This window comes from Roseburia sp. OF03-24 (assembly GCF_003463035.1).
In the GTDB taxonomy this organism is placed as follows: domain Bacteria; phylum Bacillota; class Clostridia; order Lachnospirales; family Lachnospiraceae; genus Roseburia; species Roseburia rectibacter.
The window spans coordinates 1-21606 of the sequence record NZ_QSCK01000029.1 but is presented as its reverse complement, the minus strand read 5'-3'; the positions used below and the strand labels follow the sequence as shown (position 1 = coordinate 21606).

General features: G+C 37.7%; 17 protein-coding genes and 1 pseudogene. 1 reads left to right on the top strand and 17 read right to left on the bottom strand.

Annotated elements, in window-relative coordinates; all coding sequences use genetic code 11:
* From DXA60_RS19295 to DXA60_RS14055, 9 genes are all read right to left on the bottom strand, one after another.
* Positions 1-2181 (bottom strand): IS1096 element passenger TnpR family protein, encoded by a 2181-nt coding sequence (locus tag DXA60_RS19295; protein WP_243006901.1) that lies wholly within the window; start codon positions 2179-2181, stop codon positions 1-3.
* Positions 2182-2341: 160 nt separating this feature from the next.
* Positions 2342-2884: a polysaccharide deacetylase family protein gene (locus tag DXA60_RS14085; RefSeq protein WP_243006900.1), complete on the bottom strand. Its 543-nt coding sequence runs from the start codon at positions 2882-2884 to the stop codon at positions 2342-2344.
* A 166-nt stretch (positions 2885-3050) separates the two neighbouring features.
* On the bottom strand, positions 3051-3377 hold the full coding sequence (locus DXA60_RS14080) for a glycerol-3-phosphate cytidylyltransferase (protein ID WP_158570883.1): 327 nt from the start codon (positions 3375-3377) through the stop codon (positions 3051-3053).
* A 2-nt stretch (positions 3378-3379) separates the two neighbouring features.
* Positions 3380-3541: a hypothetical protein gene (locus DXA60_RS18700; RefSeq protein WP_158570882.1), complete on the bottom strand. Its 162-nt coding sequence runs from the start codon at positions 3539-3541 to the stop codon at positions 3380-3382.
* A gap of 142 nt (positions 3542-3683) precedes the next feature.
* Complete coding sequence (locus DXA60_RS14075) at positions 3684-5306, bottom strand: recombinase family protein (RefSeq protein WP_117922002.1); 1623 nt, start codon at positions 5304-5306, stop codon at positions 3684-3686.
* Positions 5303-7036 (bottom strand): recombinase family protein, encoded by a 1734-nt coding sequence (locus DXA60_RS14070; RefSeq protein ID WP_117922001.1) that lies wholly within the window; start codon positions 7034-7036, stop codon positions 5303-5305. Before DXA60_RS14070 ends, DXA60_RS14075 begins: the two co-directional genes overlap by 4 nt.
* Complete coding sequence (locus tag DXA60_RS14065) at positions 7036-8697, bottom strand: recombinase family protein (RefSeq protein ID WP_158570881.1); 1662 nt, start codon at positions 8695-8697, stop codon at positions 7036-7038. Before DXA60_RS14065 ends, DXA60_RS14070 begins: the two co-directional genes overlap by 1 nt.
* A gap of 134 nt (positions 8698-8831) precedes the next feature.
* Positions 8832-9077, bottom strand: a complete 246-nt coding sequence (locus DXA60_RS14060) for a DUF6870 family protein (protein WP_117921999.1) — start codon at positions 9075-9077, stop codon at positions 8832-8834.
* A 202-nt stretch (positions 9078-9279) separates the two neighbouring features.
* Positions 9280-11289 carry an ATP-dependent DNA helicase gene (locus DXA60_RS14055; RefSeq protein WP_117921998.1) on the bottom strand — a complete coding sequence of 670 codons (2010 nt, stop codon included), beginning with the start codon at positions 11287-11289 and terminating at the stop codon, positions 9280-9282.
* 666 nt (positions 11290-11955) lie between these two features.
* Between DXA60_RS14055 and DXA60_RS14050 the strand changes: the two genes are divergently transcribed.
* Complete coding sequence (locus DXA60_RS14050; RefSeq protein ID WP_117921997.1) at positions 11956-13563, top strand: pentapeptide repeat-containing protein; 1608 nt, start codon at positions 11956-11958, stop codon at positions 13561-13563.
* Here the strand turns inward: DXA60_RS14050 and DXA60_RS14045 are convergent.
* The 8 genes and pseudogenes from DXA60_RS14045 to DXA60_RS14005 form a co-directional block, all read right to left on the bottom strand.
* Positions 13547-15823: a radical SAM protein gene (locus DXA60_RS14045; RefSeq protein WP_117921996.1), complete on the bottom strand. Its 2277-nt coding sequence runs from the start codon at positions 15821-15823 to the stop codon at positions 13547-13549. The genes DXA60_RS14050 and DXA60_RS14045 overlap by 17 nt on opposite strands.
* A 4-nt stretch (positions 15824-15827) precedes the next feature.
* Positions 15828-16409: a nitroreductase family protein gene (locus DXA60_RS14040; RefSeq protein WP_158570880.1), complete on the bottom strand. Its 582-nt coding sequence runs from the start codon at positions 16407-16409 to the stop codon at positions 15828-15830.
* Positions 16410-16592: 183 nt separating this feature from the next.
* The gene (locus DXA60_RS14035) at positions 16593-17531 is read right to left on the bottom strand and encodes a tyrosine-type recombinase/integrase (protein ID WP_117922035.1); all 939 of its coding nucleotides are present in this window, start codon (positions 17529-17531) and stop codon (positions 16593-16595) included.
* A 323-nt stretch (positions 17532-17854) separates the two neighbouring features.
* Positions 17855-18133: a hypothetical protein gene (locus DXA60_RS19290; RefSeq protein ID WP_241070739.1), complete on the bottom strand. Its 279-nt coding sequence runs from the start codon at positions 18131-18133 to the stop codon at positions 17855-17857.
* Positions 18134-18598: 465 nt separating this feature from the next.
* The gene (locus tag DXA60_RS14025) at positions 18599-19888 is read right to left on the bottom strand and encodes a sensor histidine kinase (protein ID WP_117921994.1); all 1290 of its coding nucleotides are present in this window, start codon (positions 19886-19888) and stop codon (positions 18599-18601) included.
* Positions 19889-20016: 128 nt separating this feature from the next.
* A complete protein-coding gene (locus tag DXA60_RS14020; protein ID WP_243006899.1) occupies positions 20017-20616 on the bottom strand; it encodes a LytR/AlgR family response regulator transcription factor in 600 nt (199 codons plus the stop codon).
* Positions 20617-20679: 63 nt separating this feature from the next.
* A complete protein-coding gene (locus DXA60_RS14015; protein ID WP_227970749.1) occupies positions 20680-20982 on the bottom strand; it encodes a helix-turn-helix domain-containing protein in 303 nt (100 codons plus the stop codon).
* Positions 20983-21266: 284 nt separating this feature from the next.
* Positions 21267-21606: pseudogene (locus tag DXA60_RS14005) on the bottom strand (IS110 family transposase); the annotation flags it as partial.

Below are 21606 nucleotides of genomic sequence, written 5' to 3'. Positions count from 1 at the left end.
TTATTTTCCACAGCACTTTTTATATTTTTTCCCACTTCCACATGGGCACGGATCATTCCGGCCTATTTTCTTACCTTCCCGCTGATATGGCATATCCATTTCAATACCGGCAAACGGATCCCATTCTTCTACCCGATTCATATAATAATCACTGATTCCTGCTACCTGTTCTCCGACCATATCGATCAGTGCTTCTACGCTCTCGTCCTCTGTCCGGTCCGCAATTGCAGCAAACATGGTGTTCGCTTTATTATATTTTCCAGTACCCATATAGGACAAAGCCGTAAGACAATCTAATTCAGCATTTTCTACGGAAAGTCCCTTCCGGATCCTTTCTAATGCTTTTGGTCTGTCCGACTCTCTGTTTTCATAAAAAGCCCTGTATATCTCTTCCTGTATTTTTACAGGCATATCTTTTAATGATGTGTCCTGTGTGATCTCCTCTCGTTCTATATCTGCCGCAAAAACGTCTGTTTCAAATGCATTTTTCCCGGTGATTTTCTCATACTCCATCCTGGAATATCCATGAAGCATTGGGAGTCCAAGTGTCATGATACCTTCAAGTACAACCTGCCAGATATTCATCCGGTCGTATAAAAGAACTGTTTTTCCAGCCTGTTCCTCATGCAGTAAGATTGTATCAAATATTTCATCTGCACTGCATCCACTGACTGTTTCATTAAAAATCAGTTCTATCATATCCGAAACATCATCCTGTGACATATCCAGTGTTTCATCAAGCTCCTGTGCCAAAATCTGCCAGCATTGTCCAAGATCAGCAATATTCGTGGAGACAGAAAGAACTTCTTTTTGTGAAAACTTCTTATAAGGAAGATCTGTGGCAAACTTTTCCAGTCCCTCAATAATCCGTTCATTATCTACATTTATAAGTGCCGCATAACTTTTCCCGGTATCACTTCTTCGTAAAGTCTGAAACTGCTTTCCAAAACTGCCATACCAGTACACATACCGAAGGAAATCCCTCTCTGAAAGGTTCATATTCCATACATTTTCAAAAATTTCATGAAAATCCTTGAGTTCTAACAATATATACGTAAGCAGAAGTTTCATTATTTTTCCGGTAATATCATCAATCTCTTTCCGATACCTTTTCCGGTCTAATGACGTTATCAAAGCAAACCTTTCTTTGAAATCAATAGCAGGAAACACATATGCTGCCTCTGTTTTTGGCGGAACCTGCACATGTAAAAGTCCCAATACGATACCTTTCATAATTGTATCATAGTCTGCTGTGTATTTTTTATTTTCCACAAACCCGCTTATTTTCTCAAATTCCCGTATATTATTTTCTGTCAGAATATAAAGATAATACTCCGGGTGCTTTGTCAGTTCTTCATTGATGGCATCCGCTAATATACCCGGATCTTCCTTTTCATAATCATATGAAAGCTGGAGATACTTGCTGTAATCCCTTGTTTGCTGCTCACTCAGCCTGTGAATTAATTCCTTACATGTCCGATGAGGCGGCATTTTACAGATATTTCCTTTCGCCTCTTTATTGCAGAATTCTTTCCATGCAGTTACTTCTTTTCGTATGACGGACTGTTTTTTCGCGGCATCGTCCAGATTTTTCAAAAATTTTTCTGCCTGCTCCCTGAAATATTCATAAAATTCTTTTTTGTTCTCTTTAAAGGCTTCGATACCTTTCATCATCTGCTCATAATCGTCCGGCATATCTGTTTCCTTAAAATGCATTTTTTCAAGATTATGATTGACTGCTTCCATATCGTATTTTTCCGGCTGCATATCTTCATCCCAGTCACCACAGAAATCTTCAATAAAATTGTCTCCTTTTACCTTCAAAATTGCGGCATGATCTGCTGTATATTCCGGCATCTTTTTTTCAAATATCACCTTGTGCTGCCAGTCATCGCCAAAATCATAGGTATAACGAACCCATTTTTCATGCTCTAAAACCGGTCCCACCGGTGTTTTTTTCTCGATCATGAACATACTTTTCACTGCATCTTTTTTACTTTTTACAATTTCAAAACTATTTCCGGGGCTTTCGAAAATATGCAGATGCATATCCTCCCACCCGAAAATCTCCTGAATCACACAATGCAGATCTGCAAAAGACATTTTTTCAGGTACTACAACTCTCCGCCATACCGGTGGGTGAGTATCCATGATCATGATTTTTAAAACAATGCCTGACATTTTTTGATACCTTCGCTTTCGTTTGCTATTTTATATCTGTGACAATTATAACATTTGACATGCATGTTTTGGAGTTTTTTGCTTAATCCCACATATTTTTCCAAACATTTCCTTTTCGTATTTTATTAGACTTTTTTTCGTTCGTCAAATATTTCCCCGCTCACTCCATCAAAATCTCCTCCACCGTCACAAACGTATACCCCTCTTTTTCCAGTTCATCAATGATCGCAAATGCCGCTTTCACCGAGGATTCCGACGCATCATGCAGCAGAATGATATCATTCTCCTCTACCTTATCGATCACTCTTTTGGCGATCACTCCGGAATTGTCTGTCGCCCAGTCTTTCGGATCAACGTCCCACAGTACCTCAATCATTTTTGTCTCATAATCCAGATTACATTTCCAGCAGCCATACGGAGGTCTTATGTACTCCGGATATTTTCCGGTGATATCATGGATGGCGGCATTTGTCTTATCCACCTGCTCGATCGCCGCTGCATCGGAAAGATTGCTTAAATTGACATGCTCGTAAGAATGCGTGCCGATCAAGTGCCCGGAATCAGAAATATCTTTGACGATATCAGGATATTTTTCAACCTCTTTTCCCAGCAAAAAAAACGTGGCATTGACACCACGTTCTTTTAACCCCGAAAGAAGTTCTTCTGTATAATCCGGATTTGGTCCATCATCTGCTGATGTCAAGTAAGGACCAAATTTTTTTGAAGAAATTTTGATTTTGGGGTTGACAAACTACAACATGAGCATTTCATAAATCATTGTTTGTATATAATACTTTTTATTTAAAATGCCTAGCTGCTTCATGCTAAAATTATAGTTTGTTTTACACCTTGCCTCTGTTACTAATTCATCACAATTTACTATACATTTCAATAATTCTATTTCTGATGTATGTAGAAGAACACTGCTTTTTTCTCTCAATATAAACTACAGCCACTCCCATTTTTTTTAATTCCCTTTCCGCATCTATATATACACTTTCCATACGATGATCTTCTCCTGCAATCATAACATCAAAACCATACTTGTAATAGGCTGCTATTTTATCTAAATCATTTTCAGGAACCACTTCATCAACATAGCGTATTGCTTTTACAATTTCCACTCTCTGTTCATAGCTCAAAATAGACGTTCTATTTTTTCTTCTAATCATAAAATCATCCGTTCCAACCCCCACAATTAAATACTCACACAAATCTTTAGCTTTTTATAAACGTCTATGTTAATGGTATCAGCAACAAACCTTTGATATGTATAGTTTGTAAAGTCTAATACATAGCCCCTCTCCATGTCAAACAGTCTCTCAAAGTAATCTTTCTCGATATATGTCATCTGCGCCATAGATTAATACCTCCATCGTCAAGAAAATATAAATATATTATACAATATTTTCCTACTATTGACATCTAAAATATTAACTATGGCATTTTTAGATGAAAAAAGAAGAAGCCCTTTTGTCACTTTAGACTTCTTCTTTTTAATCTTACAATAGTTCTTCAAATTCCTCCCGATACTTCCAGACAATCTCTATCCGCTTATCTTCATATACTATGACTTTCTCCACCATCTCCCTCATAAACTCTTCTGTCAATGTTTCGCTCGTTCCATACCTTTTCACAAGATCTGCAACACATCGATAGCTTTTTTCCCTTTCCTCCTGCATATCAATCTGTTCAGAGACTTTCTCTATTTCTCCCCGTACTACTTCCTCCTGCCTGCTTAACTGTTCCTTTTCTTTTAAGAATACATCCTGCTTTACCATACCAGAACGGAACCGTTCGTACAGCTTGATTTTTTCAGCAGGAAAACGCTCTAAGCTTTGTTTTAGTCTATTTTCCTGCTGTTTCGACTTCGCCTGCTGTTTTTCAAAGAGCTTGGAAACAGGGATTATCGCAAACAATCTACAATGTTCCTGCCAGATAGTCCATATCGTCTGCTCAATCTGTTCTTTTTCCATACGAATCTCATTGCACTTTGCATTGTCCAGCAAATTTCTGCGTTTACACAGATAATAAGGTATCTTTGTTTTCCGCAGTTCTAACCGATTTCCACAGCATCCGCAAAAGACAATTCCTCGGCGGACAGCAGAACGGTCATAAACCGCTATTTTCCCTTTTCTGATACTGTCATTCGCCTTTTTGAAAAGTTCCCGACTGACAATCGCCTCGTGATGATCCGGTATCACAAGCCATTTTTCTTCCGGCTGTCTTACCTTCTGTTTACAGCCAATTTGGGTACGGACCGCCTTTCGATACACCATATCTCCCTGATATACCCGGTTATGGATAATAGAATGTATCTTGTTACGATTCCATATATCTGCTTTATAATGCCGGTTAAGCTGCTCTCCCTTTGCCTGCTTATAAGTCAGCCTGGTCGGCACTCCCTCTGCATTTAGTTCGATTGCCAAAGTTTTTGCATCTTTTCCATCTGCCAACTCCTGAAAAATACGCCGTATGGTAACTGCTGCACCCTCGTCAACTTCCATTCTTTTACCATCTGATGACTTTTGGTAGCCATACACCATGCAACCTGCGTAATATTCACCCCTTTTCATGCAGGTTGTAACTCCGCTTTTTACCTTTTCAGACAAATCTCTGCTATACATCTCATAGATAAAATTCTTAAAAGCGACATCCATTCCACCCATCTGTCCGAAAAAATCTTTACTGTCAAACCCATCATTGATGCTGATAAAACGAACACCCAAAAACGGGAAAATCTGTTCCAAATAATCTCCAACTTCCAGATAATTTCGTCCAAAACGTGACAAATCCTTTACGATAATGCAATCTATTTCTCCCTGCCTGCATGACCGGAGCAGCTCCTTTATCGCCGGTCTGTCAAAATTAGTGCCGGAATATCCGTCATCCACAAATTCCTTGATTTCTGCTCCCTGAAATTCTTCTCCTTGCTCTATAAAGGTATCTATGAAATTTCTCTGGTTACTGATACTTACACTCTCTGCCTTTTCTTCAGAATTGCATAAATCTAAATCTTCCATGGAAAGCCGGATATATTTTGCAACCATATATTTCTTCATCCTTGCTCCCGTCTGTCCGCTACAGTGGACACTCAAATCAGAGAGATTAAAATTCTCTTTCAATTTGCTCCCTCCTGCTCCATATCAGCTCTCTTTTCCAGTAAACTCCGATATTCATCCTCGAATCGAAATATAATATGAATACGCCCTTTTTCAAATACTTCTATTCGTTCTATTAGGGCATCCACCATATCTTTTGTAACCACCATCTGCCCGAAATACTGTTCTGCGGCGTGAGATAGTTCCAGATCCTCTCCATAAGTCTCCCGCATTTTATTCAAAAGCAGTTCTTTCTCTTTACGAGCCACCTCAAGTTCTGCAAGTGCAGCTTGATATTTATTTTTCAACATGAAATATTCCTGAACCGTAAGTAATTTATCTTTATAGTCAAGATAGGTGCTGCTTAATTTCTGCTGATACTGTGCCTCTTTTTGTCTTAAGTCTCTTGTCTCACTTTCAAGCACCATTCGCCTCTTTCCGATTTCAGCACTGCCATTTCTTGACCGAATTTCTTCTCTGCCTTCTAAGAATATTTTCAGATGTATCTGAACCGCTTCTAATACTGCTTTTTCCAGTTTTCTTGCACTGATATGCTTTTTAACACATCCCATTGCTCCATTTTCTCTGTAATTGGGGCAATAGTAGCTCATAGAATTGTAATTACCAACAGCACCTCCCATCGTGATGCCACAATCCCCACAAAATATTTTGCCTTTAAACAAATTGTCACGTTTCGGATTTTCTTTTGCTTTTTCCAGATTATCTTTATACTCCTGCGCTTTCTTTTCATTAACCGCTTGTACTGCTTCAAAGAGTTCTTTGGATACAATAGGCTCATGGGTTCCCGGAACAATCACCCATTCCGACCTTGGAACATAATGTCTCTTTTCTCCCTTGTGCATAGCTGAATGTGTCTTGCCTCTTACCATGTTTCCCAAGTACACTTCATCACGAAGCATATCCTCTATGGCATAGATTTTCCAAAGAACATTACTCCCCTTCTCGTTCCTTACAATCCCTTTTTCATAGCGGTATGCACTGGGTGACTTTATTCCTTTTTCGTTCAAAATCTTTACAATACTGCAATATCCATAGCCCTCAGATCTCAATCTAAAGATATAACGCACCACCTCGGCGGCTTCCTCATCCACTTCATATTTACCCTTAACTGTACTTGATTTCTTATAACCGTATGGAGCAACTCCACCGCCATATCTTCCTTCTCTTTTCTGAATTTCTATAGCAGAGCCTACTTTTCTGGAAATGTCCTTTGCATACACCTCATTGATAATATTTTTCAGCGGAATTTCTATCCCATTCGCTACTCCCCTGCCATCTTCAGAAGAAATTACGGCAAAAGTATCAAAGTGGTCTGTAACAGAAATGAACCGAATGTTTAAGAAAGGGAATATTTTTTCCAAATAATTTCCTGCTTCTAAGTAACTACGTCCAAAACGAGAAAGATCTTTTACGATAATGCAGTTAATCTTACCTTGTTTCGCATCTTCCATCATTTTCTGAAAAGCAGGGCGTTCAAAATTTGTTCCACTAAATCCATTGTCGATATAAATATCAACCACTTTCATATCCGGCTTATCTTTTACAAAATCTTCCAAAAGCGCCTTTTGATTTTCCACTGTATTTTGATTGTTTTTTCCGCTATCTTCTTTAGACAGCCGAATGTAAAGTGCAACGGAAAAATCATGTGTTTTAACTTTTGGGGTCTGTTCCGATAATTTGTTCTCACTCATCTTATCTCTCGGAACCGGATGATTTCTGACTTTTCGTGCCATCAAATCACCTCCCGAACAGCCGTTTCCTGCTTGATCTCACCTACCAGTCCAGCTAATTGCTCGATTTCATCCTGATAGCGAAAGATAATCTCTATCCGACGATCTTCATACACATATATCTGACTGATAAACCGAACGAATAAGGAACGCTTTAACTCTATATCTTTGCTTGTCAAAAATTTCTCCATGAAACTTTCTTTTTCATATCTGCCATCTAATAGCATTCTTTTTTTCTTGCTCAATTCCGTAGCAGCCTTCTTAGTATCTTCTATTCTGTTATCTAATTCCTTCTTAAACAGCAGATACTCGTCCTGAGTAATTAGTTCATTTTTATAGTCCTCATAACATTCCAATTTTAAGCGATTATACTTTTCAATATCTCCCTTTATTTTTTCGGATTGCAGTACCATCATTTTTATCTTGTCTGAATTACAAGATGTTTTCCGTATGTACAGGATACTCTCCTGTAAATCAGCCAAATGCTTCAAATGAAGCTGCAATGTTTTTGTTACGGCAAGATTTAAGGCATTTTCACTGATTCTATGACTGCTACATGTATCTTTGTTCTTCTTATTTCCAGAGCAGACATAATATACATATTCAAAAGAACCACTATATGCCTTCTTTCTTACCATACTGCATCCACAATCCGCACAAACCAGATAACCGGAATATATGGAGACCGCTCTTTTTCCTGCTGTTACCCTTGTATCTTTCTGTATAATATCTGAAATAATTTCAAAATCAGCTCTGCTTATGATTGCCTCATGTGCATTTTCAATCCGGATCCATTCTTCCCGTGGCTTCTTTTCCCGCACTTTGACTTTATAATTAGGGGTACTCTCCTTTCCCTGTATCAGAGTTCCCACATAGATCTCATTTGTCAAAACACGCATAACTGCCATTGCGGTCCACTTCGCCTTACTGTGTGTCTGGAACACCGTCTTATACCCGCTCCCCTGCTCCTTCTTGTATTCTGCCGGAGAAAGAATCCCTAGACTATTCAATTCATCCGCAATCGCCTGCTGGCTCATTCCGTCCATCTTCATACCAAATATCTCTTTTACAATTTCTGCTGCATAAGGATCAACAATCAGTTTATTTTTATCTTTCCCTCGCATATATCCGTAGACCGCAAAGGCACCAATAAATTCTCCACGTTTCCTCTTTACTTCTAAATGGCTTCTGATTTTAATTGAAATATCCCTGCAATACGCATCATTGATTAAATTCTTAAAAGGAATAATGATATTATTGGATACCGCTGTATCATCAGCACTGTCAAAATTATCATTAATTGCGATAAAACGTACACCCAGTAAAGGAAAAAGTCTCTCAATATACTTTCCAACTTCAATATAGTTTCTTCCTAGTCGTGACAGGTCTTTTACAATGACGCAATCTATCTTCTTGTTTTTGATATCCTGTAGCATTCTTTGAAAATCAGGTCTGTCAAAATTCACGCCACTATAACCGTCATCAATATAGAAGTCAACAATCTCTATTTCCGGTTTACTATGTATATAATCTTCAATATATTCTTTTTGATTTTCAATACTGTTGCTTTGCAGCGTTTCACTCCCGGCAAAATCCCCATCCTCTTTGGATAAACGCAGATAACCTCCGCATAGATATGTTTTAGATAAGTTGTTTGATAGCATAAAAAAACACTCCTTATTCATATTAGCCAGAACAATCTGCTATAAAAATAAGAAGTGGTTTCTATTCATTTAGTCCTATGCATATATTAGCACAGAACTTTCCTTTTTTCCAGACCTTTATAGCAATTTTCATTCTATATTCCATCTGCCAACTCCCGTAATCTTTGTTTCAGGCTGACTCCTTCTGTAAAAGAAGATTTTACTATTACATCTCCTACCATAAAGCAATACGGATTTTTAACATTTCTTAAAAAAGTTTTCATCTGCATTTCTTTATCCACATCGTCTGAATCATCTTCCGGGATTCTTGTTACATCTATGAGTCCATCTCGATTAACTGTTCGTATATCAACCGACTTCAGTTTTTCCCATTCTTCCATTTTTTCTCTCCACGAAGCAGCAAGCTGGCTTATCTCACTATATGACAGCCAGCTTGTTCGATATTCCTCTATAATCTTTTCATTTCTTTCATTTCTTCCAACGCTCTCATACATTCCCCAGCCCTGACAACTGCAATGCAAGCTGCCAAGGCCATAAGAAGCAGAGCACCTGTTACAGTACTCACTACGATTCCTATGATTTTCATTCTTCTTCCCGGTCTTTATCCATAAAATAACTGTCTGTTTTCTTCCTTATAATAAAGTCTGCCACATCCATGAGCCTGTCCGTGACCGGCATGGTTGGCAGGGTATTCAGAATTTCTGCCCGGTATCTGCCACGCAAGGATGCTCTGCTGTCTAAGATAGAAAATACCGCCGTGTCCTGTTCCCTGCGGATGCCATGCCCGAACCACTGTCTGAGTTTAATCAGCATTTCCGGGATAATGATGTCCCTGCGGTATAAATCAAAGCCCTCATACTGGTTTCTCTGGTATTCCATGACCGGATCCGGCACGGGAAACGGCAGTTTTACCACGATCAGACTGGAAAGGATATCCCCTGCAAGGTCAATTCCCTCTCCGGCGCTGTCACTGGCAAACAGCACTCCGTTTCCGCTTCTTCTAAAGCTACTTATTACATCCAGTCTACCTCTGCCCATGAGAAACAGCGGATAATCAGAAAGCTGCTCCTTCAGACCATAAAACACCCTCTCCATGAGCCAATAGGATGTAAAAAGGATCAGGGTATGCCCATGAGTGGCAGACACTATCTGCAATATTTCCGCCATGACCGCCTGTATGTATCTGTCATCCCGGATATTCGGAAACGGCATACGCTCCGGTATATAGAGCAGACCGTTACTCTGAAAATCAAAGGGTGAGGGCTTGCTGGTTTCCATGATTCTTGATAAAGCTGCAAAGGAAAGCCCTGTCATTCTCTTAAAGTGCCCAAAATCCCCCCGGACTGACATTGTGCCGGACGTAATAATAACCGGTATCGGTCTGCTCCAGATGTCACGGAATAAAACCTGTTCCAGTTCCATTGGAACCGCACACAGGGCAAGCCTGCCGTTCTCCCTCTTTTCCATCCAGCAGATTGCATTTCCGCTGTTTAGAAATACGGTCAGCTTGTCCGTCAGCTCCTGACAACGCTTTTTCAGGCCCTGCATCCGCATTTTTTGTCCGCTGTTTTCCTGATAGGATAAGGGAAGCTGCTCTAAAGCCTTTGCCATGTGCCTTATGTAAATTTTTTCCATGGAACCTATCACTATTTCAATCCTGCTTCCCTCTCTGGTGTGGTTTCCTGCTAAATCTCCCGCCAGTCTGTCAAATATCTGTCTGTTATATTCCACAAGCTGACTCCGCAATACAGTAAGTTCATCCATGCCTGTGGTTCTTCTGTTCACTTCACTCAAACCCACGATAAATTCCGCATCCTGCTCGTCCCAGACTGTGCTGTACATCTGTCTTGCGGCATCTATCAGCTTGTGGGACTCATCAAACACCATTGCCCCATATCCCGGAAAAAGAGGTTTTCTGCCCTGCTTCTGTCCAATCAGATCGGCAAGGATATAATTATGGTTCGTAATCTGAAAATCAAAATTATCCGTCATGCACTTTTTCTTAAAATTCATAAATCTGCATAAAAGCGAATAAAGACATGACTTATTGCAGTGAAACACGTTGATTCTGCCTTTTACATAGGGTGTCAGCACGGCATCATCCAAATCAATCCTGTCAAATTCCTGCTCCCCAAGCCTTGCCAGTTCCAGTATCAGATTGGCATCCGCTTCTCTCTGCAAATTTTTTATGGATGTCTCATATATCTTCAATCTGGAGTCACAGACATAATGCCGTTTTCCTTTCCGCACCACAAAAGATAATGGTTTGTCAATTACATGGTGCTCTAAAAGGATGCCGGATATCTGCGGTATGTATTCCTCTGTCAATGCTTTCTGCAGGGCTATGGTGGATGTTGATATGACTGCCGGAATCTTCTTATCTGAATAAATGTTATGTACTGTCAGTGCAAGGATATATGCGTGAGTTTTTCCTGTCCCCACTTCCGCCTCACATAAAGCCAGTTTGTTTTCCTGCAATGCCCGGAGCATTTCAAGAGAAAGTTCTTTCTGTTTTACCCTCAGATTCATTCCATGTTTCGGTAAAATCTCATCAAATAAATAAATTAATAATTCTTCTGCACTCTTTGCCATCGTTACGCCTCCTAAAATTTCTTAGTGCCATAAAGCAGCACAGGAATAGGCTGGAAGGTATCGGTTTGGCTTTTTACTAACAAAAATGAGCTTCCATCCAGCCCATGATTTCTACTGCTTTATAAAAAGGTGCATCAGCCATCCTGCCAGTAAGCAGGCATCATAAAAACCGCCCACATTCTTTCTCAAACGTGGGTGTGCATTTTCCCGTCACTTATGCGGGCCACTGGCGTGGAAGTATCATTATCTCCGACCGGTATCATCGCATCCTACCCCACCACGGGCAGTAAAGCCACAGGTAGTTCCCGCTCAGGATAGTGCGGTTCTTTTCACACTGATCCGTCATGGCGTACCCTGACTTGTGCTTTCCGGCTCTCCGGCCGGTCGGATGTGTGCCTGATGCACAGATATGAAGTTGTCAAAGTGCAGTAAAAGGGGAATATTTTAGACAAAAGAAAACCCCTTCACCTAATTCGCCGCTAGGTAAAGTGGGCTGCCGAAAAAATTTTCATTTTATTTTAATATGGTAACGATAATTAGGAATTATGGGGTGGATTTCAGCATTCAAGTAGATGAGATGGAAGATAATCTATCGTTATCTGTTGGAAATACAATAGAATTTGGATATAAGATAATACACAATTATCAATATCGGAGAAAAACATTATGATTGAAGAATTTAATGATGAAATTGTAAAAAAAGCAACAGATAATATCTTTAAGCATATAAAAAGCGACTATAATATTCGGGGACAAATTGGAAGCTCGGATAACACAGAGATGCCTAAAGATATGCGTGGTGCCGTTTTTTATCAAGAGATTTTTCAGTCTGGTATTTGGGAAGAAACAGATCTAACAAATGCAAGTGGAAATGGTACCATTTTTAGAGACAATGACTTTTTGAAAGCAAAATTGGACAATGTTTCTTTACAATATTGCAGTTTTGCAGAAGATGTTTTTCATGCCTGTTCCTTTAGGGGCAGTAATTTTGCTAATAGTACCTTGGTGTATTGTGCTATTCAAGATAGTATCATCCATGGTTGCTCTTATGTAGGTACAGAATTTTACTCTGGAATTATAAGAAATACAAGAATTGATTCGTCAACTTTTGAACTTTGCCGTTTTCACAAAACAATTTTAGAAGATTTAGATTTACGTCAGGTGACTTTGAATTATACTTTTTTTGATAAAGTTACTATGAATAACGTTTGTCTTCCTTTTTTACAGATTCCATATACATTTAATGGGCTTCAATATGTATTTAACACTTCAGATAATATTACTGTATCTTCTCACAGCAGCGAGCGGTCAGAATTGACAGTAAAAGAATATAGAGAAATGATCAATGATTTTGTTGTTTTTTTCAACGATCAAAAACAATATTTTCCATTGGTTAATTGCTATATTGTGCAAAACAAATGGGATTTGGCTCTTCTAAGTAATGAAACCGGAATTAAAACAAGTATAGAAAAACATGATTTCCGTTCACTATACTTTTACTGTATTCAAGCGGCACAAATCTTGAATATGGAGCGCAAAAAAAGAATGCTTTTATATTCTGAAATTAGTAAGCAACTTTCAGTTACTTATTTAACAGGGGGTGAGTATCATCAATTTTGCCTCTATTTTCCAATGATTAAAAAATTACTGTTTGATGTACCTAATAACAATCCGGTTTTAACAATGGTGATCAAAACCAATATTGAACCAGAAGATTATAAGAATCTGGGAATATTACTTAAAGCGCTAGATGAAGCCGCTGCTTTATGTGGGGTTTCGCTGGATAGTAAGCATGTTGAGATACGTCATAATTCTCCCAACATCATAGATTATGTCTCATCTGGTGAATTTCAATGTTTGTTGTCAAATGCTGCCAGCATATACCATTTGCTTCAACCATTCCTTACGGACTTTGCTACCATTATTACTATTGGAACCGGAGCTGTAACGTTTGGAAACTATATGAAGGAAAGAAAGGATTCACCAAACAAAAAAGCAAAGAAAAAGAAAGAAAATAGTTATTCATATATTACCAAATTACGCAAAGAACTCAAACGTCTATACATGGGAAATGGACAGGAAAACCAAAAGGTATTGCATATTGGTACAAATGTTGAAAACGAATTTATGGAAGAGTTAATAAATGTTCGTAAAAATTTAAAACAATCCGGCATTGAAATTGCCGGATTGGAAATACAATTTTTAAATGGCGAAGATGATGTATTAGACAGCCTCTATCAACGGAGTTTTCAAGCGGTTAAAACGGAAGACTAAGCGTATTATTTTGGCATGCTGGACAATCTGGTCCCAAATGCAACGAATATCTATGACATATATCTGTGGCTTTTTTATATAATTCTCTAAGATAACGATTTGAGGGCGGTACAATGTTTTCTGTAGCGGTTCCTGGAATCGGACGGTAAACAGAAAGAATGGGCATAACTCCTATTTCACATAACGTTTGAATACCATTTAATAGGCTGGCTTCTGGTTCTAAACCTACAATGATAAGACTGCGAACCTTTCCCTTGGTTTTCCAAAATCGGGTGGCTTCTTTTAATGCCTGGATATATTCCTGACGAGAGAGCTTACTTTTTCCAGGCATGTACAATGTAGCCATTTGCGGATCAAATATTTCAATGTTAAAGCCGATTTCTGTTACACCTGCTTCATAATAATCTTTCAACACTTGTAAATTTTGAGGAGGAAGGCTCATAACATAAATATTTTTTTCACTTTTTTCTCTGATATGTTTTACTATCTTCAAAATATTTTCGGGCTCTATAGAACGTGGCTCAGACCCCCCACCAATAAGAAAATGATTAAATGTATTTGCTTTATCCAGATAAAAGTCAATAACCTGAAACACTTCATCAAGTTCCAATTTATTTTGCTCCGGCTGAATTTCACAAAATTTGCACCCTTCTCCGCATTGCTTTAAGCAACATGATAGATTGTGATGAATACGCAATCGGTCAGTTGCCCAAAAGCATATCCGTGAAAAGGGAATATTGGACGGCGTAGTACAATTGCAATACCTGTCTTCTAAGTCAAAAGTTACCGGACTTATTTCATAATCATAAAAATATAAGAGCAGATCTTTTTGATCACTGATGTCAACTCGCCACGGTGTAAAGCTGCTAAACTTGAGGTTTCGTGGACAATTGACATATAAAAAGTCAAAAATTTTCAAGTCAACCGCACTGAATACAGCTTTACGGATTTTCCCCATATTTTCAATATGTAATTTTGCCTCTGCCGATAACAGTACCCCTTGATTTAAAAGAGAAATTTTAGTCTCGAGGGGATTTTTTTCAACTGCAATCGAATGAAAAAAATCATCTTCGATATCCAAAAGGTTTTCATAAATATCTAATTTATAGTTAGCGTTTATAGATGTGCAATTAGTGTTAAAGACTAATTTAAACAGATATCCATTTTTTTTGATACTATTTTTAACATCAAATCCATCCCAACAGATCGAGTCTATTTCAGGTGGGCAGTTTTCCTTCAATACAGAATATGATTTTTTCCAAGTCCCTTCTATATAGGAAATCATGCTGTAAGGAATTACCAAGCTATCAATTTCCGATTGTTTTGGCAATTGCTGATTTGTAAAGGCATAAAGATGCATCTGCTGTATTGTAGGTAAATTTTGATGCTTAAGCGCTTTGTTGAGTAACGGAGTCGAAGCTTGAAAACGTGCATTTATTTCTAAAAACATAATTTCTTTTTCGGTAATCAAAAAATCAAAGCCAATCACACCTCTATAACCCAAAGTTTGAAGATGCTCTCCTATAATATGAGAATATTCTTTCAATAGCATTTTATTTTCCAAAGAAATTGTCTGAAAGACAATATAATCAGCTCCTAAATAAAGAAGTTTGTTATTTAAAGCTTGTATAATTTGGACAGAACCTGGGAAATATAAAATATCATCGTTTCCAATAACCATATGTACATTTACCGAAATCGAGTTTTGAAAATATGGTGACAGCATTAATGACCTTCCCTCGAATTTATCCAGCTCGTTTAAATTATGGATATCTATGAGATGCGTACCATATCCGCCTGAAGAATTATTTTCTTGAAATATAAGTTTGTTTGCCATAGGAAATACTGTCGCGATATCCATATTTTTGCTATATAATATTTGCTGAAATGGAACTGTCGGGATATAGTTTGAAATGGAAATTCTCATAGCAGACTTATCTGCAAGCGTCTTCAGCAGGCTGAGTTGGTTACAACAGACTACTTTATCTCGAAGTTCTTTAGGAAGTTCAATACTATATTCGTTGTTATAATACATTATTTTACAATTAGGATGTGCATCCATCGCTTTTTGAATATTTTCATTCCAAAAAGCATTTTCAACACAGCCAGGAACATTATGATCTATACGGACATTATTTTGCGCACAATATGAAATATTATTATTTTTATTTGAACCAAATATTGTTACAGAACCATCAAATAGCTCTTGGCAATCCCATATATCTGATTCTCTTGGTCCTATCCAAATGAATTTATCCATAGTTCTACTCCTGTTTAGTGATAATTAAGTCTTCGAGAGGCTTTCGAAATGATTTTAAACCGTTTTTTTTCGGATATCCTAATGCGATAGCGGCAATTAACTGTCCATCGGGGCAATATTGACTGCAAAGTTGTTGATTGTGGGAAAACACATCACATACCCACAGGCTTCCAATACCCATGGACGTTGCCTTTAGGAGCATGTTTTGAATGGCTGCACCGATTGCCTGAATATTAGTCACATCAAAGAGCGGATCGTCTTTTCCCAGTATAGTACGGCTGTAATACAGGTTGAAAACTAAAATGATGGTATCTGCTTCATTCAAAATTTTATACGTTTGATTTTCACTGTTAAATTCATTAAGCTTATCTGCGCAGCAAAATATATCTCCATTTTTCTCGAAAATTTTCACAAACGTCTTTCTCTCCGCGTTCCTAACAATGAAAAAACGCCAGGGCTGACGATTTTTGGGAGATGGAGCATAACGAGCAACATTTAAAATTTCTGTTATTTGTGAGTCTGTTAGTTGTTTTGATGAGAATTCTCGACAGCTGAATCTATTTAATATAGCATCATCTATATTCATAAAATTAAAGCCTTTCATACTTCGAATAATTGTGTATTATCTTATATCCAAATTCTATTGTATTTCCAACAGATAACGATAGATTGTCTTTCATCCCATCTACTTCATTGCTGAAATCCACCCGATAATTCCTAATTATCGTTACTATATTAATTATACAAACTTTCCCAATATTTAGCAATCTTAATATACCAAATTATCGAATTTTTCTCCTATATTTATCTTATTTCTCGGATGTCTTGTCTGCAGTATCTCTTTTTCCTTCTCAGTCGTTACATATGTATATATCTGCGTTGTGGTAATCGAAGCATGTCCCAGCATTTTTTGTATGTATCTGATATTTACGTCCTCCTCCATCAGATAGGTCGCAAAGGAATGCCGGAACATATGCGGTGTAATATTTATATCTGCCTGAATTTCACCGGCATATTTATGTATCATGCTCCTGGCTGATTGCTCAGACAGCGCATTTCCATAACGATTGACAAAAAAATATCCCTGCTTCTTTATCTCATCTTCAAAGGACTTTTTGTAGGCATTCAGTATAGACAGTACGTCATTATTTCCTATTTGAAGATATCGCTCCTTTCCTCCCTTGCCCTGAATACATAACACACCGTTTTTTAAGTCTACATATTTATTTTGCAAATTGCACAATTCCGAGATGCGCAGCCCTGTAGAAAAAAGCGTCTCCACTACTGCGATATCTCTTAAAATGATTTTTTTACGCCACTCTGAATATTCTTTAATACTTCTTTCCTTATAAAGATGATTCAGCAACTGCTCTATAATATCTCTCGGAATAATTTTGGGTAAAATCACTTCCTCCCGAAACTTTGTCTTTACTTTATGGAATGGATTTATCTCTATCAGTTCTTCTTCCTCTAAATAATGAAACAGTGCCTTCACGCTGGCAATTTTTCTCTTGACTGTTTTTTGCTTATACATACGGTGAAGGTATACAAGATATGCATTCAGCATTTCTTTATCTGGATTATTTTCTCCTATTACTGTAATAAACTGTTCCAAATCCGCCTTATATGCCTTTATTGTCTTATCATCAAGTTCCTTTTGAAATTTACAATAATTCAAATATTTATTGATTTCTTCTTTTAAAAGCATTGCAAAAACCTCCTGTTTTATTTTGTAGATAAGACATATAATAATATTTAGCATATATATCTGCAATCATACATTTTTAGTTGCCATATTCTTTATATTTTCAGCATGGTAATTGTCTTTATAATTGAATTACCATCAAGAATCTGCTGATTTATTATATAACTGATTATTGCCCCTTCATCTACTTAGCCAATAAATGAAGAGGCAATAGTTCTGGCTATTCCTAATTTTTTCGCCAGTTCCACCTCACTGATCTCCTGGTAGAACAGGGCATGAATGATAGCTGTCTCCTCGTCTGTAAGTGTACGTAAGGCATCGTTCAATTACTCCAGCATGACCGCCCGAACTGCCACATCCTCTACTTTCTCCGTTTCCTCTGCAAACTGCTTCTCTGCTTCCAGAAGCCGCTCATAAGAATCTTCCCTGCTGGGAATGACAATCATCTCTCCGGTTTCCTTATCCACCTTTGTATGTTCCTGCTTCAGATCATGGGTAAAGTATTTCTCCTTGCGCTGCCCTTTGTAATATGTCTCGTAAAGTTCCTTACTGACTTCAAAGATTTGTCCGTTCAATCCGATATAATATTTTTCTCTTTCTGCCATCTTTGACTTGCTCCTTTCCGATTTTGTAAATTTTCAAAATCGAAAAGGGCGGCGCCCGGATATTACACCTCATGAACTTCATGAAAAACAACGAGTGACACGCTTCGCGAGCCACTCTTATGTCAAACAAAAAAATCAGTGTATGATGAAATTAACAAGCATTTTGACATTTGCCTTTTTACTTGTTTCTTCCATATCTCATACACCGCTTTTTGAGCAGTACTTTTTATCAGTCTTCTCATGTTTACTGGGATATGCTGCATTTTCCTCCATTTTTCTTCTGTAGGTTACCGCGTATATCCCAAAGTATATGGCTTTCTTTTTTTCTCCCTATTTTTGTAAAAAACTTCATTGTTACTTGTAACTTTTTGTTTTCAGGCAAAAAAACAGGTGCCAAAATCTGCTTGATTTCAACACCTGGGTTCCGCAACACACATATTACGACAGTCGCTCTTATTTCTAATACTATTTTCCAATATTATAAAGAAGCACTTTTATTCTAAAATAATTCTCTTTATCATCTATAATCATTTGACCGCTATGACGGTTGATAATATTTTCTACAATTCTAAGCCCTAATCCATGTTCATTCTTATCCCCTTTTGTTGTAAGATAATTCCGCCCCTGTTTTCTCAGATTGCCAGTATAGGGATTATCCATTTCCAAATACAAATTATTTCCAGACATTTTTGCCAGCAGTTTTATCTCTCTCTCTTCTATGTCTACTTTACTAGCTGCTTCAATCGCATTATCAAACAGATTTCCCAACAGACTGTATAAATCGACGTCCTCTAATTTCATATCATACGGAATCATGGTATCCAATTTTACGTTTATATGGTTCTTCTGCGCAACTGCCGCCTTGTAATTGACTATTGTGTCAAAAGTTACATTTCCTGTCTTTGAAAGATTGTCCTCTTCTGTTAAAGTCTCTACACTTTGCTGATATAGTTCCCGTATCTTTTCATATTCATTTCGATTTAAATAGGATTCAATCAAAAGATACCTTTGCTTCATATCATGACGGTACTCCCGTGCCTGCTGCCATGTTTTACTCATTTCCTGAAGCTGAACCGCATAATTTTCCACCTGCTGCGTCAAGAACTGCCTTTCCGCCTGATACAATGCTTTTTCCTGTAATTCATTATAATTATAAAATGTAAAAAGATTTACAATCAATATCAATATGGATGCAAGCAATTTCGCCCATACATACTCATCTGTCAATGGTACAAACATCGCCATAACAATAAAAATACTGCTCACCGGCACAATAAACACCTCTAGCCAGTCCATATTTCTGATTACTATATTTTTATTCTTTTTCAAAAACAGCAGCGCAATCTTGATTTCAACAAACCAGACTAATTTTGATAAAATCGTATACATGATTGCGACATCTGTATTTCCCATCATATGTATAATATCTATGCCGCACAAAATTCCGATGAAGCAAACCATCACCTCTGACAGCATTCCTATCAGACACAAAAACAGAACCAGCACAAGTTTGATTCTAATAGAACCTTCATATAACCAGGTTAAAACGCCAAAAAAGGACACTGAAAAAATTACCATATTTAGCCATGACGGCAATTCAAAAAAATATGTAGTCACATTTGAAATGATATAAAAAGCTGCCCATACCATGAACTGTACCGCTGTTCCTGCCGGTTTTCGGTCAAATGCTTTTTCACATACATTTCTCTGCATAATCACTGTAAATATTTCTACCAATATTAATGCGATTGTCATTTTCCTTCCTCTCTCTCCCTATTTTCCAAGTTTCCTCATGTACATCAAACGTGTATTCTCCCTCTTTGCCCTGCTGATTTCCAATGATATGCCATTCTGCAGAACAACTTTGTCATAATGGTACTCTTCTATATACCTCGGATTAACCAAAACGAATGATGTATCCTCCAGAAGTCCACCTGCTTCTTCCTCAAATTTATTTCTACATCATTCATTTTACCATAAAATGTACAAATTTTATCTATAAAATATACATTTGTAATTCTTTTTTCACTCATAAAATACATAATTTTATTCAGACTAATATTGTAGTATGTTTTGTTAGATTTAAAGGCAAATTTATCATCAATCTGTAATTTTTCGTAAACATCACTGATAAGCTTTTCCATTTGTGCATATGTAATAGGTTTATCAACAAATGCAAAGGGGTGTACGCTGATTGCTTCCTTACTGTATTGTTCAAAGGACGTGATGAAAATAATATTACAATTTACATCGCTCTCCCTGATCTGGCGTGCCGTCTCAATGCCATTCATCCCACCAAGTTCAATATCCAGCAGGATAATATCGAATTGTCCGCTCAGTTCTATTTCCATCAAAAGATTCATACCTGAATAACATTTTCTGATGTCTGCCCGGATTCCTATCTGATATGTAATTTGCCGTACCTGTTTTTCCTGTTTTTCAACCTCTTCTCTTATGTCATCACAAATACCTATCCTCAACATATTTCCTCACCACTTTAATCTTTGATACAACAAAAAAAGCCTAACACTCACACCGTGCAGGCTTTATATTACACCCATCAATTCCAATAACACTTTCCTCTGTTCTGCGCTCAACTGTTTCCACCTTGAAATCAGTTCTTTCTCTTCGTCTGTTAATTCAATTAGATTTCCATCTTCGCAGAAAAATTGAGATAACGTCATTTGGAATGCGCTACATATTGCTTCTAATGTTGGAAAAGTCGGCGCATTGTTCCGGTTAAACATATTTGCCACTGTGGAATGCGACAAATTTGCTTCTTTGGCTAAGCGGTATTCCGTCCAACTGCGCTCTTCCATTAATTCACGTATTCTACCTTGTATATCCACCCTAACACCTACCCATCTGTGTCTATTATACTGCCCAATTTGAGGGTATGATATGAGGAATAAGTAGATGCGTTGTTACCATTTGGGGTTATATATCAAAGATTGCAAAGTAGCTTGTTCTAATCTTCTAGTTCAACCTAATAATTTAAAAGTCAGAATAACCAACATATTCATTTTTTCCCACTCTTTCGTCCTTTTGCCAGTTTTTTCTATAACCTTCCTAATTCTCTATCAACTTTCATTTGGAGCAATGCAGTTTTTTCCCCCATATATCGTTTAGCCACCTCTAGAATCGCCTTATCATTTCCTAAAAAATCGCGGAATTCCCGAATTCTTTTTTCGGGAATAAAACTTCCGTTCAGAAGTCCGGCGCGAAGCAAGGTAGAAATCCATTCAGAAGCCCGCATATCGGTCTTTTTTTCAGGAACATTTTTCATATGGCGCGCATTACAACGAACAGGGTAATATCTCCAGAGAAAGCCTCTTCCAATATTTCATAAATCGGCATCCAATAGATACCAGTGCTTTCCATAGCTACATGATGGCAGTTTTGAGAAACAATCCAATCCCGTAATGCCACACCAGTACCGGAAGCCCCCGCAAACATCAGCTTTATCCAATGCT